The organism is Runella sp. (assembly GCF_965279615.1).
In the GTDB taxonomy this organism is placed as follows: Bacteria; Bacteroidota; Bacteroidia; order Cytophagales; family Spirosomataceae; genus Runella.
The window spans coordinates 4,790,797-4,805,833 of the sequence record NZ_OZ257252.1 but is presented as its reverse complement, the minus strand read 5'-3'; the positions used below and the strand labels follow the sequence as shown (position 1 = coordinate 4,805,833).

The window sequence follows — 15,037 nt, the reverse complement described above, 5'->3', positions numbered from 1 at the left end:
GCGGCATTAATCAATACAATTTCTTCACTATGAACAACAAGCTATCAACCGCTTACTTAATTTTAATTAATGCTTCTTTCTTCCTCGGTTGTGGTGGGTCTGCAAAAGAGGAAAATAAAAATAATGCATCGGCAAGCTCCATATCCTTACATGTTGGAAATGATAAATACATGATGATAGATACGAAGGAAAGTGTTTTAACATGGGAAGGTTCTATGGTATTAGCTTCTGAGGAGGAACATGTAGGGTACGTCTATATCTCAAAAGGTGAATTGTTGATCGAAAAAGATCAACTTTTGGGTGGTACAGCTGAAATCGACATGAATACAATTGAATATGGAGACAAGGAGAATAAAAACACCCCAATTAAACACTTAAAATCGCCTGATTATTTTGATGTTGAAAAGTTCCCCATTTCTACATTTTCCATTACTGAGGTTGAGTATGCTGTTGGTGGAAATATAAAAGTTACAGGAAACCTAACCATTAAAGGTATTACAAACCCGGTTACTTTTCCGGCCAAAATTGAAGTTAAAGACGGGATTGTCAAGGCCAATGGCAAGCTGGTCATTGATCGAACACAATGGGGTATCCGTTATAACTCAGGAAAGTATTACGATAATTTAGCGGATCAAGCTGTTTCGGACGACATTGAAATCCATATGAAAATCGTAGCAAAAAAATAAGCATCTGAATCCATAAAAGACTCTAACTATATCAGAATCATGATATTATATTCCGTTACAAGAGTTTTTAGGTTTTTGAAATACATACCTAATTATAGGTTGTTGTTAGTGTTTATCTTTTTCACATCCTGCAACGGACAACCCCAACAAGCACCATCAAATGAAGCTGCCGTTGAACAACTATCATTTACAAGTAAAAATACAAAGCTGACCAAAACCCAAGGCTCAGACGAATATCAGCAGGTAGGTTGTAGTTTACGAGACAGGGCTGGGAATCTTTGGTTTGGAACTTCCAAAGAAGGTGTTTATCGATATGATGGAAAAGAATTTACACAATTCACCAAAAAGGATGGTTTATGTGACAATCTTATTTTTCTAATTTTTGAGGACAAAGCCGGAGACATTTGGTTCGGCTCAAAATCAAAAATAAACCGGTACGATGGAAAAAAATTTACAACACTATCAATTCCCGGCTCTATAGGCAGCCATTTTCTGACTACTGCTTCTATTACTAATTCTGCATCCGGGAAAAATGAACTATGGAGTATGATGCAGGATAGAAATGGAACGGTTTGGTTAGGTACGACTGACGGCATTTATTGTTATGATGGAAAATCCTTTACCCGTTTTTTAGATGATAAAAGTATCCTAAATCCAAACAATGTTCATCTCAAATGGACGCAATGCATTTTTGAAGATAAATCGGGAGCTATTTGGTTTGGCTCTTGGGTGCTTGCCAATGAGGGTATTTGCCGTTATGATCCCAAACGGGCAGGTGGCAAATCAATAACCCAATACAAACCTTATGGAGAAGGGTGGATTCGCTCCATATTGGAGGATAAAAATGGAGATTTATTGATCGTAACCAGACACAACGGAGTATGTCGTTTTGACGGAGAGAAGTTTATCAATTTTACAAAAAATGGAGGGATTGAGAACAGTTCCGTTACATCAGCTTTTAAAGATAAAGCGGGAAATCTTTGGTTCGGAACAGAGTTAGGCAGTGGTGAACTCAATGAGGATGGTGGACTATGGATTTACGATCCCGGACGGGCAGATGAAAAAGCATTTACTCGGTTTACAAGAAAAGATGGTTTGTGCCACAACGGAGTATTTTGCATTGTGGAAGATATTGCCGGTAACATTTGGGTAGGTACCAGAAATACCGGCTTATGCCGTTACGCTCCCGGACGGGCAGTTGGAAAAACCTTTACCTCATTTTCAGACTAAATTACAGCTTTTTACGAACATTTTTTTACAACAAAAACAGAGAAAAATGACAAAATATAAGTTTCGCCATCCAATTTACATGCTGCTTTTAGCGGGGTTAGTAATAAATTCCTGCAATGGGCAGCCGAAGGAGACGGCTAATACGTCCAAACCAAGCCCAAAAGTAATCCGAAACTTTAAGGCGGTTGGTTTTGCTCCCGATTTTGACACTACCTTAGTCAGTCAATACTTCCGAAGTATTTTTCAGGATTCGAAAGGGAATTTATGGTTTGGTTCCTTAGGCGAAGGCGTAGTGAGGTATGATGAAAAAACGTTGACCTACTTTTCCAATTCGGATGGTTTTATCAACAACTCTGTTTTTGCCATTAATGAAGATAAAGAGGGTAATCTGTGGTTTGGGACTGACCAAGGGGTGTATAAATATGACCCCAGACGGGCAGTCGGAAAAACCTTTCGGAATTATAATCAAAAAGATGGCCTGAACCATCCGGATATAAGTCGCAAAAGCATCCTTGTTGACAAATCGGGTACTGTTTGGGTAGGTACCCATGGCGGCGTTTACCGATATGACCCGGCTGCCGATAGTAATGGCGATCAACCTTTTTCATTATTTCAAGAACTTCCTCCAATCAATGTTGCCGGCATCATGGAAGACAAAACCGGAAATATTTGGTTTGCTTCTTCGAATAAAGGGGTCTTTCGCTATGATGGAAAAACGATTGTAAATTTCAATGAAAAGGAAGGATTGGGAGAGAACTATGCGGGAGGCATAGCACAGGATAAAGCCGGAAATATGTGGTTCACCATGAAAAACGGCATTTGTAAGTATGACGGTAAAACGTTCACTGAATACACCGCCAAAGATGGATTAGGCGGAACTGAATTTTGGGGAATCATTATAGAACAGTCGGGTATCATTTGGATTACCGCCCGAGGCAACACCACGAGATTTGACCCTTCCATTCCCTTACCAAATCCAAAAGCATTTACCGTGTTTTCAGTAGCAGACGGAATTAATTGTTGTGTTCAAAGTATGTTTCAAGACAGGTCAGGAAATATGTGGTGGGGTACGGGGCAAGGGCTCTATCGCTTTGATGGAAAACGCTTTTATCAAGTTAGAAAGAATGGACCTTGGTAGTATGAACAACAGGAGACAGATTTAAAAATGAAAAAACTATTGATTTTTACATTGCTTATCCCTTTGTCTGCCTATTCGCAGGGAAAAGCGGATTTATCTGCCAAAGAAAGCACCATTTTTTGGAAAGGAACTCATATTGTTGGAAACAATGGCCACGAAGGCACATTGCATTTTACATCAGGAAATTTGACCCAATCTGCCAATGGCACAATAACCGGCGGCAGTTTCATCATTGACATGAATTCCATCAAAAACACGGATGAAGACGATGAGAGAGGACGAAAAAATATAGAAGAACACCTTAAATCGAATGATTTTTTTGATGTCAAAAAGTTCCCTACTGCCACTTTTACCATTGTTAAAATTGCCCCTACTACGCTACCCAATAAATATGCGGTAACAGGCGATTTATTGATGAAAGGCATAAGCAACCGTATTGTTTTTACGGCGCTTATCAACCAAAATAAAGAGGCAATTTCTGTAAAAGCCGATCATACATTGATACGTACCCTGTGGGGAATTACCTATAAATCGCAGGGTGCTTTTGATTTTGGTAACCTTAAAAATGATCTGATTTCCAATGCTGTCCCGATTAAGATGGAATTGTTGTTCAAAAAGAAATAATATGGAGGACAGATTTAACACCTCCATTAAATACCAAATTAAAAGTCTTCCCTACAAGGCCGGGGTGCCGGTGCGGAGGATTTAGGTGAGGTTACTTAAAACGATTTAGAATATAAACCCACAGAAATAACTCAGTAGCAAAGTCCAACCATTGAGTTATTTCTGCTAAATTTGATACAGAACTATGGAAATCATGGCAGGTAAATTGACAATCGTGGCTTCATTTTTAGTGATCAGCATGCTGTTTGGGCAGTTTGCCTGGATCACTCCTTCCACTGATACGATCACTCCGCAGCGCTTTGAAGAAAAAGCGAACCTTGCGCTCCGTCGCACAGGACATCGTTTGTTGCTCGTCAGCGGAGATTCCACTTCCCGTATTCCTGCGGTTAAGAAAATGGATGACGGCACCTACGTTCTTCAATTAAGTAAATCATTCGATTACAGTCAGTTACCTTCTTTGTTACAGGAATCGTTGGACCTTCACGGCATCAAAAACAATTACGATGTAGCGGTAATGGACTGCAAAACAAACCAATTGCAATTGGGATACAATTTTCTGGATTATTCTAAAAGCAAGGAAGTTGCCTGTACGGGGCGTGATCAGGTCATGGGTTGTTACAATATAAAAGTTACGTTTTCTGCACCTGAAAATAGCCCCAAATCCAACCCGGTTTGGTGGACATTGGGGTTGGGTCTTGCCTTAATCGGCGTTTCGTATGTGGTACTTTCGCGTAGAAAAGCGGCTCCTGCTCCGCTTATCGAAACATCTGAGGAACACCCAGTTGAAAAATCTACACGACTTCAATTTGGTGAATCAAGCATGGATTTAGATAACCAACTATTGTACACTGCCAATACACAACATAATCTCACCTTTCGCGAAGCCAAATTGCTGCATTTATTCATCAAGCACCAAAACCAAGTCTTAGAACGTGATTTTATTCTTAAATCCGTTTGGGAAGATGAAGGGGTCACCGTTGGCCGCAGCATTGATGTTTTTGTTTCGCGTCTACGCAAGTTGCTTCAGGAAGATTCTTCCTTAAAAATTGCCGCCGTTCATGGCGTTGGCTATCGACTGGAAGTCAGTCATTCTAACGACGCCTAACTCACTTCTTTTATTTTACAGTATACTTACCCACCATTGTTTCAATGGCGTTTAGGACAACTCATTGCTGATTTTTACTTCAAAACTCATTCACGACCTAATGACATTATGAAAACCTCCATTCTATTCGTTGCCTTTTTACTATTTATCACAACCGCTTTTTCCCAGGCAAATTATTCTCCGGAGACGCTGGAGAAAATAAAAGAAGTTGAGAATACTATTACCGGGAATGTCATTCTCAATGATGAACGGCCAAGTACTATCATCGAACGCATGGCAAAATACAAGGTAAAAGGTATCAGCATAGCGGTCATTCACGATTACAAAATTGCATGGGCCAAAGGATATGGCTGGGCCGATGAAGCAGAAAAAAGACCGGTGACCACCGAAACCTTATTTGAACCGGGCTCCATCAGTAAAACATTGAACGCGGTTGGTATTTTAAAATTAGCACAGGATAAAAAAGTGGATCTCTATGCAGACGTCAATACCTATTTAACCTCTTGGAAATTTCCGTACGATTCGCTTTCAAAAGGCAAAAAAATCACTTTGGCTCAACTACTTAGCCACAATGCAGGTTTATCGGTTCATGGGTTCCCGGGCCACAATATCAAGGCGCAACTTCCCATGGTATTAGAGGTATTGGAAGGCAAATCACCCGCCGTTACCCCTGCTGTACGCAGTGTGTTTGAACCCGACTTAAAATATCAGTACTCAGGGGGAGGCACGACTATTTCGCAAGTGCTGCTTACGGATGTGACCAAACAATCGTACGATACCTGGATGTACGAGAACGTTTTAAAGCCAATAGGCATGGTAAACAGTACTTACGCACAGCCACTTACCAAACAAAAGCAGCGTTTAGCCGCCTCCGGCTACTACCGCGACGGTTTACCGGTCTTAAATAAATTCCATGCGTATCCGGAGCAGGCTGCGGCAGGTTTGTGGATGACACCAAGTGACCTTTGCAATTATGTTATTGATATGCAATTGGCTCATAAGGGCAAACCCTCTAAAGTATTGAACCCCGAAATGGTAAAACTGCATTTAACGCCTTATCACAATGGTCCTACGGGCATGGGTACTTTTATTGACGATCTAAGCGGAGCCAAGTATTTTCAACATTCAGCAGGCAATGATGGCTTTTGCGGATTCTTTTATGCAAGTCTGGATGAGGGCTACGGCTTGGTCGTTTTTTTAAACAGCGAAGATGGGCAGCTTTTATCTGAAATAATCAACAGTGTTGCCAAAGCATACAACTGGAAGAATTTTTACCGCGAACCGCAAAGAAAAAACAGCCCCGCAATAACTATTTCAAACGATGTATTAAAAACCTACGAAGGCATTTACGTGTATGAAAATTCATGGGCTGCCGTAGCAAAAAAAGAGAATGACTACTATTTCCATGCTGATAACCTAGATGTAAAAATGCATTTTACCACACCTACCCGTTTTTTTAATACAGAATTCTCGGCAGTCAAAGAATTTATAAAAGATACCAAGGGAAATAGTATGGGTTATACCCGTACTGTAAATGGCAAAGAATATCCCAAGGCTATAAAAGTCACAAATCTTGATACACTCAAATTGGAAAGCAATGTGTTTGGAGACATTGGCTGGTATTTGTTTGAAAATAAAAGATACACGGAGGCTATTTCTTACTTCAAGCGAGGCCTGCAACTATATCCGAAGGATTATACTATGCTGATGAATATGGCGCATGTCTATTTATTCAACAAGGAGTATAAAAACGCCATCGCTATTTACAAAGCACATCTAAAAGATACCATTGCTCCCGGTAATAGTTGGGAAAATCAGATGCAGAACGACCTGATCTACTTTAAAGAACATCATTTTGATACACAACCCTTTGACAAAGTTTTTGCGGAGTTAAAAATCAAAAAGCCAATGGGATATTAATCCTGAACATTGAATCTTGTCCATTATTTCACTTTATGCTGCGTAATTACTTCAAAATCGCGTTGCGCCATCTTTGGCAAAATCGGCTGTATTCGGGCATTAATATCCTAGGTCCGGCATTTGGCCTTACCTGTGTTTTGTTGGCTATTTTATATATTCGGAGTGAGCATAATTTCGATACATTTCACCAAAAAAGCCCTCATTTACACCGAGTTACCACTACCTTGATTGCCGACAAAGGACAAGACCCTCAAACGTCAGGAGGGACGGGCCAAGTGCAGGGCCCTGCTTTCAAAGCGGCAATACCCGAAATGGAAGAGTATGTACGAGTAATGGGAGGAGCCATTTTTGGTGACATTCGCACTGACCAAAAAGCCTTCAAACTCCAACTGCTTTTTGTGGATGACAACTTCTTTAATGTCTTCAGTTTTAAGTTGATTCACGGCAACCCCAAAACTGTACTGAAAGATGTGGGTTCGGTGGTCATTACAGAAGAAACTGCACTCAGGTTTTTCAATTCTACCAATGTTGTCGGCAAAATCTTACACATGGAAGCCGATCCGTCTGCCAATCGTTTGGGCAAGCCACTGGTGATTTCGGGCGTTGTCGAAAATCCTCCTAAAAACTCCTCCATTCAGTTTGATGTGCTACATCCTTTTAGCTTTATGCAGTTGAGTTTTGAGGATACAAATTGGTTAAATACGTACCTCGGCACTTTTGTGGTCTTGAACTCTAAAGCAGATACGTCATTGGTGATTAAAAAATTCAACCAAGTCCATGCCCGCAATGCGCAGGAACAAATCAAAGACAATGGCTACGATCCTGAAACGAGGTATGGCTTGCAGCCTATCACAGACATTCATTTGAATCCGCTGCATACGGGCGGCGAAGGCGGGGCCATTCATTACAGCAACCCTCTTTATTCGTCTATTTTTCTGGGCATTGCGCTATTTATTTTGTTGATGGCAAGTATCAATTTCGTCAACATCAGCATTGCAAGTTCGCTCAAACGCGCCAAAGAAGTGGGAATTCGCAAAGTAACCGGCAGTCGTCAAAGCCAAATTATCATCCAATTTTTGGGCGAATCAGCCATTTTATGCGTAGCCGCCTTTGTTTTAGCTTTTTTGCTTCTTTTGATTGTGTTGCCAATGTTCAATGAATTGGCTAATAAGCAAATTGCCATTGGAGAAATCTTTGAGTGGAAACTTGTTTTGTCTTTTATCATCGTATTATTGACCAACATTTTACTAGCCGGCTTATACCCTGCCTATATCCTTTCCCACTTCAAAGCCGCAGAAGTTTTATACAGTAAACAAAAGCTTTCCGGAGGCGGTTTTTTGGGGCAAAGCTTAGTTGTTATTCAATTCGCACTCGCGGCCATTTTGCTCATTGCTTCCATCGTTTTTTACAAACAAATGAACTACATCCGCACTAAAGATTTGGGCTACAACCCGTATCAAGTCATTCGTTCGTACATCAGCGGCAACCGCGAGACCAAACCCATTGCCGAATTCATTAGAGACGAAGTAGCCAAAGAACCCTCCATTGTGCAGGTTTCATTTGGCGAGGAACGGGGCGGCAATTACAAAACCAAAGTGAATCAACGCATTGTGAAAAGCGCTTACCAAAATATTGACCAAAATTATTTGTCTGTTTTGGGCATTCATCTAAAAGAAGGAGGAAATCTCTCCGGCAGTCAGGAAGTTATTGTCAATGACGCCTTTGTGAAAGCGGCCGCTTTAGTAAACCCCATTGGGACGTTGGTCAAAACGGAAGACTTTTTTATAAAGTCGCCGGCCCGAATCGTGGGTGTTGTCAAGGATTTTCATTTCGGTTCACTTCGCAATCGAATCTCTCCTTTGGTTATGACCTTAAACGGTGTGTATCACGGTGGCATTTGGCTTAAAATTGACAAAAACCGGCAGCAGGAAGGTATCAAAGCCTTTGAACGAATCTATCGAAAAGCCCTTCCAAATGCCGTGTATACCTATAATTTTCTGGATGAACTTAATAACCGAGATTATATTCAAGAACAACGCTGGCAGAAAATTGTAGGCTTTGCCACCCTTCTTTCCATTTTGCTGTGCGGAATGGGTTTGTTTGGGTTAACGCATCTGGCAATCCAACAACGCACTAAAGAGATCGGCATTCGAAAAGTACTGGGCGCTTCAGTCACGAATATTGTCGCATTGTTATCTCGGAATTTCTTAAAGTTGTGTTTTATTTCCGTGATCATTGCTTCACCGATTGCCTACTATTTCATGGACAAATGGTTGCAGGATTTCGCCTATCGCATCCAAATCTCGTGGCATATTTTTGGTTATACTGCACTGATCATCCTTTTCATTTCCTTCCTGACGGTCAGCTATCAAGCAATTCAAGCCGCCCTGATAAATCCTGCTGACAGTATCAAAATCGAGTAATTTTTGAATTTATGATGCTAAGGTTTAATGCTTGAAACAAATTTTAGAATATCTGAAATAGTAGTGTCGGGTTGTGAACAACCCTCCGCACGTTTTTTTTGTGTAGAGGGTTGCTCACAACCCGATTAAGTGTCCGAACATTAGAACAACACCTTTCCTGTAAAACCCAAAAACTTTTACTTGACCTTAAAAAATAAGGCCGCTTCTTTCGAAGCGGCCTCGGTATGATAAGCTTGCGCTGAAAATTAAGCAGCAGGCGTAGAGTTCATTACTTCTGTCTGTTTACGGATAGAGGCCATATGAACCAATTCGAACAATTCTTCTACGAAATCAGGGTACAAATTCAATTGTTTACCCAAATCACCGCGATTCTTACGCAATTGTCTCCAACGATCCATTTGCAGAACGGCTACGTTGTTATCACGCTTGTATTCGCCCAGCTGCTCAACCAACGACATACGGTGGCTAAGAATTTCGAGCAATTCACGATCAAGGTTATCAAGTTTACTGCGGAGTTGCTCAAGTTCGTTCCGATAATCTGTACCGTATTCAGCTTTACGAACGTGCAGTTCATGCAACATTTCGCCCAAAGCGGCAGGAGTCAACTGCTGAGAAGCATCCGACCACGCTTTGTCCGGATCACGGTGCGACTCAATGATTAGACCATCGTAATTCAAATCCAATGCACGTTGTGCGATCTCAAACAGATATGCACGTTTTCCGGCCATGTGACTAGGGTCGCCGATGATCGGTAAATCCGGGAACGTCGTTTTCAATTCGATGGCAATATTCCACATCGGAGAGTTGCGGTATTTTGTTTCCTGCGCGTTCGAGAAACCACGGTGAATGGCACCCAATTTCTTAATGCCTGCGCGGTTGATACGCTCAAATGCTCCGATCCATAGTGCCAAATCAGGGTTGACCGGGTTTTTGATCAACACCGGTACATCCACACCTTTCAATGCATCTGCTAAGTCCTGAACGTTGAAAGGGTTAACGGTGGTACGAGCACCGATCCACAAAATATCAATTCCGTATTTAAGCGCAAGCTCAATGTGCTGAGGAGTTGCTACTTCAACGGCAATGGGTAAACCTGTTTCTTTTTTTACGGCAGCAAGCCAAGGCAAAGCCGCTTCGCCCATCCCTTCAAAACTCCCCGGACGGGTACGTGGCTTCCATACGCCTGCACGAATTACATTTGCATATCCTTCAGCTTTGATCTGGGTTACGGTCTCCCAAACCTGCTCTTCAGTTTCGGCACTGCATGGGCCTGCAATGACGAGTGGTTTCCCGCCCGTATCAACCCACGAACTCATCGGTAAAATTTCTAAGGTGGCACTCATAATTGAGAAAAATTAAAGAAATTAATTAAGTACAACAATCTGATATTAACAAAATCTGATATTAACAATTTGATAGCTAAGTACAACTTTTGTAATTTTGCATTTGTTTTATTGTTATAACAACAAATACACGTTAAAATTATGTCTATAAGTGTTGCTTCGCCCCAAGCGGGTGTTTCATTTGATGACACTACGGTTGCCTTCTCATCTAAGTCAAATTTTCAGTTAAAGAAAACTTACTGGTTATTTGCATTAATGAACCAACCTTGGCTTGTAAAATTAGGAACTTTTTTTATAAAACTCGCGCTTTTGTTGCGACTTCCTATCAAAAACCTCATAAAAGCCACTCTCTTTGGCCAATTTTGTGGAGGTGAAGATATTAAAGAATGCAATAAAGCCATACAAAATTTGGCTAATTCTAAAATCGGCACAATTTTAGATTATTCAGTGGAGGGAGAAGACAATGAAGAGAGTTTTGAGAAAACTGCCAGCGAAATTCTGCTAACTATTGAAAAAGCAAGCCAAACAGAGGACGTTCCGTTCTCTGTTTTCAAGGTAACGGGTATCGGTTCCACGCCGCTTATGGAAAAAATGCAGTCAGGAGAGCCGTTAAGTGCCGGCGAACAGGCAGCTTTTGAGCGTATAAAAGAACGGGTAAACCAATTGTGCCAAAAAGCGCATGACTTAAATGTAAAGATTTTTGTAGACGCCGAAGAAAGCTGGATTCAAGACGTTATTGATCAATTAGCATATCAGGCAATGCAGAAATACAACACCAAAAAGCCGATTGTGTACAATACTTTTCAAATGTACCGTCGTGATATGCTCGCAAATTTCAAAAAAGCGACTCACGAAGCAAAAACGGATGGTTATTTTCTGGGAGCTAAATTGGTAAGAGGAGCCTATTTCGAAAAAGAACGCCAACGCGCTTACGAAAGTGAATACCAAGATCCGATTCACGCTACCAAAGAAGATACCGATTGCGATTATAACAAATCCATTCTGTTTGCACTTGAAAATCGCGACGTGATCTCTATCTGTTTGGGAACTCACAATGAGGAGAGCTGCAATTACTGCATCGAATTAATGAACAAACTGAACGTTCCGAACAATGATCCTCACGTATGGTTTGCGCAACTTCTCGGAATGAGCGATAATATTTCATACAATTTGGCCAATGCGGGTTATAATGTGGCCAAATACGTACCTTACGGCCCTGTGGAGACCGTAATGCCGTATTTGTTTCGCCGTGCCGAAGAAAATAAATCTATTGCGGGACAAAGCAGTCGCGAGTTTTTGCTGATAAAACGAGAAGTGGAACGTCGCCACACTATGAAAGTTGTTCATTAATTCCCATTCCATGACTCAATCCCCCAAAGGTCCTCTTAAATATTTTTTGTTTGCCCTGCTGCTTATCGGAATAGATCAAGCCTCTAAATTGCTCGTACATCATTATATGTCTCCGGGGTTTGCCGGGCAAATTCGGCTGATTGGCGATTGGTTCAAGCTTTATTACGTTACCAATCCGGGCATGGCATTCGGAATGCAGATCGACCATGAATACGGTAAATTATTTTTAACGGTATTTCGGCTTGGTGCCATGGTCTTCATTGCCGGCTATATGCTGCGCCTTGCCAAAAAAGGAGCCTCAAGCGGATTGCTTTGGGCAATGGCCATGATTCTGGCAGGAGCCATCGGTAATTTAATTGACAGTATTTTTTACGGAATCTTCATTGATAACGCCCCTTACGGCTCCCCTACTCCGTGGTTTCACGGGCAAGTCATTGACATGGTATTCATTGATTTTTGGGAAGGTTTTGTTCCCGATTGGGTGCCTCTTTGGGGTGGTCAGTATTACACGACTCCCATCTTCAACTTTGCCGATGCCTGCATTTTCATCGGTGTTTGTATCATTTTGATGTTTCAGGGCACTTTTTTTCCCCGTTTTGAAGAAGAAGAGGAAACGGAGAAAGCACCGGACAATGATATTGTTACCGAAAATGATCGTTTTGCTGCCACCGAAGAAAATGAAAATTCAGTTTCAGAAACACCGGTAAGCGAAACGGAAGAAGTTGCTCCTTCAACATTTGACGAAAAAACACCGGAGCCTACTTTTGAAGCTCCCCCGGAAAAAGATGACTCTGCCAAATAATCGGCTAACATTACCATAAAAAAAGAGAATACCCTGCGGCATTCTCTTTTTTATGTGTTGCGTTTTCTGAACTTACTTCGCCGCAGCATACAATTCGGCTACTTTATCCCAATTCACAACATTCCAGAATGCATCTAAGTAATCAGGACGTTTGTTTTGGTATTTGAGGTAGTAAGCATGTTCCCATACATCCACTCCCAAAATAGGTGTGCCCTGTACTTCGGCAACCGGCATCAATGGATTGTCCTGGTTTGGTGTAGAGCTTACCACCAATTTATGATCTTTCACGATCAACCACGCCCAGCCTGAACCGAAACGGGTAGTTGCGGCTTCTTTGAATTTCTTTTTAAATTCATCCAACGAACCGAAATCTTTGGTGATGGCATCTGCCAATGCACCTTTAGGTGCGCCGCCTTTACCCGGACCCATGATGCTCCAAAAGAAGGTATGATTCCAATGCCCACCGCCATTGTTGCGTACTGCAGGAGCGGTTTCTTTCGTAATGGTTTTTACCAATGCTTCCGGCGACAGTTTTTCTTCCGGCTTTCCTGCTACTGCTTTATTCAAATTATCTACATACGCCTTGTGATGGCGACCGTAGTGGATCTCCATCGTGGCTTTATCAATACTTGGCTCAAGTGCATCAGATGCATACGGAAGAGGTGCCTGTACAAATTGCGCCATAACCTGCAACGAACCTGCTGCCAGAGCTATCGCCAATGCATTTCGGAAAAATTTAGTTGTCATTTTGCTTAAAAAGGTTGATTAATGAATGATGTGCAATATTACGTAGAATACAACGCAAGAGAAGCGATGAAAGTTATTTTATACGTAAAAATAAAAAACCTTCTGTGGGATTCAGAAGGTTTCTTAAAGTATTTGTTGTAGAGGTTTAGAAATAATCGTTACAAAAGTAGCAGATAAATTTATTAAATGAATTATTTCAAGAAAAAATTTAAAAATATCATTCGTACATTATTTCTTTTTTCGCGTTAAATCTGTTCAAAATAACGTTTCCGCTCCCAATCCGTTACCGAAGCATTGTATGCGGTCTGTTCCGTTTTATAAAAGTGTGTGTAATGTTCCACTACGTCGGTTCCGAAGGTCCGTTTTGCAAACTCGCTGTTTGAAAACACAGCAATGGATTCCGCTAAAGTATAAGGAACGCGCGGTAAATGTGCCGCCGCATAAATATCACCTTCAAAAATGGCAGGCGGTTCAATTTGCTTTTCAATTCCTTCCAAGCCCGAAGCCAATAGTCCCGCAAACGCCAAATAAGGATTGCAATCCGCACCGGGAATACGGCATTCGATCCGCAGACTTTTACCGTGACCCACTACCCGAAAACCGGCAGTACGGTTATCATAACTCCACGCCAAACGTGTAGGAGCCCAAGAGCCATCGACATAGCGCTTATACGAATTGATGGTTGGCGCATAAAAAACCATGACATCGGGCGCATGAGCGATACAACCTCCCAAAAACCAACGAAAAGTATCGGAGCATTTTACGGGGCCAAATGTATTCTCGCCATCAAAGGCATTTTCGCCGTCTTTCCATAAACTGATGTGAATATGACAGCTTGAACCCGCGCGGTCGGCGGCAAACTTAGCCATAAAGGTAATGCTCCAGCCCATAGCATCTGCCACTTCTTTGAGGCATTGTTTATAGACAACGTGACGGTCGGCCATGTCCAGTATTTCGGCGTAGCGCACATTCAGCTCATGTTGCCCTAAGCCCCACTCTCCTTTTGAGTTTTCGACCGGCACACCCGATTGTTTCAGATAACGCCGTGCTGCTGCGTTGAAAGGCTCGGTACGGGTTCCCTGAAGAATATGATAATCTTCAATGTACCAACCTACCGGTCGAAGTTGAGAAAAATTGGTCTCATGTGCTTCGCGGAAGCTGTTTTCAAACAAATAATATTCCAATTCGGAAGCTGCCAATACCTCAAATTGGTGTTGTGACGCCTTTTCAAGTTGTTTTCTCAAGACCGAGCGCGGAGCAATGTCAATGTATTGGTGCGTTTTTTCGCTTTTAACATCGCAAATGATCATGGCTGTACGATCAAGCCAAGCCGCAACCCGCAACGTAGAAAGATCGGGCACTAAATGAAAATCACCATAACCTAATTCCCAATTGGCAAACGAAAATCCCGGTACCGGGTCCATCGCCATGTCGGTGGTAAGAAGATAATTACAGCCGTGGGTGCCGTGTTTATAGATATCATCTACAAAAAAATCTGCATCAAAACGTTTTCCAACCAACCGTCCATAATGGTCGGTAAAGGCAACAATAATGGTTTCAATGGTTTGTTGTTCTACAGCTTCCTTTAGCTGTTCAATGGTAAGAAGTCCTTGGGGTTTAGACATGGTGCCGTTGTTTTTGGCTTAAAAATAGCAAAAAAGGCAACTAA

General features: G+C 41.8%; 12 protein-coding genes. 9 read left to right on the top strand and 3 right to left on the bottom strand.

From position 1 onward, the window contains the following. Positions 1–29: 29 nt before the first annotated feature. From ACQY73_RS20560 to ACQY73_RS20530, 7 genes are all read left to right on the top strand, one after another. Positions 30–686, top strand: coding sequence for a YceI family protein (locus ACQY73_RS20560; RefSeq protein ID WP_428654391.1), 657 nt, complete (start codon positions 30–32; stop codon positions 684–686). Positions 687–794: 108 nt separating this feature from the next. Then, a complete protein-coding gene (locus ACQY73_RS20555) occupies positions 795–1,916 on the top strand; it encodes a ligand-binding sensor domain-containing protein (RefSeq protein ID WP_428654389.1) in 1,122 nt (373 codons plus the stop codon). Positions 1,917–1,962: 46 nt separating this feature from the next. Continuing rightward, positions 1,963–3,054 carry a ligand-binding sensor domain-containing protein gene (locus ACQY73_RS20550; RefSeq protein WP_428654387.1) on the top strand — a complete coding sequence of 364 codons (1,092 nt, stop codon included), beginning with the start codon at positions 1,963–1,965 and terminating at the stop codon, positions 3,052–3,054. A gap of 27 nt (positions 3,055–3,081) precedes the next feature. After that, positions 3,082–3,678 (top strand): YceI family protein, encoded by a 597-nt coding sequence (locus ACQY73_RS20545; protein WP_428654385.1) that lies wholly within the window; start codon positions 3,082–3,084, stop codon positions 3,676–3,678. Positions 3,679–3,862: 184 nt separating this feature from the next. After that, entirely contained in the window at positions 3,863–4,783 is a 921-nt protein-coding gene (locus ACQY73_RS20540; RefSeq protein ID WP_428654382.1) for a winged helix-turn-helix domain-containing protein, read from the top strand. A gap of 108 nt (positions 4,784–4,891) precedes the next feature. Continuing rightward, on the top strand, positions 4,892–6,703 hold the full coding sequence (locus ACQY73_RS20535) for a serine hydrolase (protein ID WP_428654380.1): 1,812 nt from the start codon (positions 4,892–4,894) through the stop codon (positions 6,701–6,703). A 35-nt stretch (positions 6,704–6,738) separates the two neighbouring features. Further along, the gene (locus ACQY73_RS20530) at positions 6,739–9,126 is read left to right on the top strand and encodes an ABC transporter permease (RefSeq protein ID WP_428654378.1); all 2,388 of its coding nucleotides are present in this window, start codon (positions 6,739–6,741) and stop codon (positions 9,124–9,126) included. A gap of 245 nt (positions 9,127–9,371) precedes the next feature. Here ACQY73_RS20530 and ACQY73_RS20525 read toward each other — a convergent pair whose 3' ends face one another. Continuing rightward, positions 9,372–10,469, bottom strand: a complete 1,098-nt coding sequence (locus ACQY73_RS20525; RefSeq protein ID WP_428654376.1) for a chorismate mutase — start codon at positions 10,467–10,469, stop codon at positions 9,372–9,374. A 141-nt stretch (positions 10,470–10,610) separates the two neighbouring features. Between ACQY73_RS20525 and ACQY73_RS20520 the strand changes: the two genes are divergently transcribed. Together ACQY73_RS20520 and ACQY73_RS20515 are read left to right on the top strand one after the other, a co-directional pair. Beyond that, positions 10,611–11,819, top strand: coding sequence for a proline dehydrogenase family protein (locus ACQY73_RS20520; protein WP_428654374.1), 1,209 nt, complete (start codon positions 10,611–10,613; stop codon positions 11,817–11,819). Positions 11,820–11,829: 10 nt separating this feature from the next. Next, positions 11,830–12,621, top strand: a complete 792-nt coding sequence (locus ACQY73_RS20515) for a lipoprotein signal peptidase (protein ID WP_428654372.1) — start codon at positions 11,830–11,832, stop codon at positions 12,619–12,621. 72 nt (positions 12,622–12,693) lie between these two features. Here ACQY73_RS20515 and ACQY73_RS20510 read toward each other — a convergent pair whose 3' ends face one another. Next, positions 12,694–13,368, bottom strand: a complete 675-nt coding sequence (locus ACQY73_RS20510) for a superoxide dismutase (RefSeq protein ID WP_428654370.1) — start codon at positions 13,366–13,368, stop codon at positions 12,694–12,696. A 245-nt stretch (positions 13,369–13,613) separates the two neighbouring features. Beyond that, positions 13,614–14,993 carry a glutamine synthetase family protein gene (locus ACQY73_RS20505; RefSeq protein ID WP_428654368.1) on the bottom strand — a complete coding sequence of 460 codons (1,380 nt, stop codon included), beginning with the start codon at positions 14,991–14,993 and terminating at the stop codon, positions 13,614–13,616. Positions 14,994–15,037: the final 44 nt, after the last annotated feature.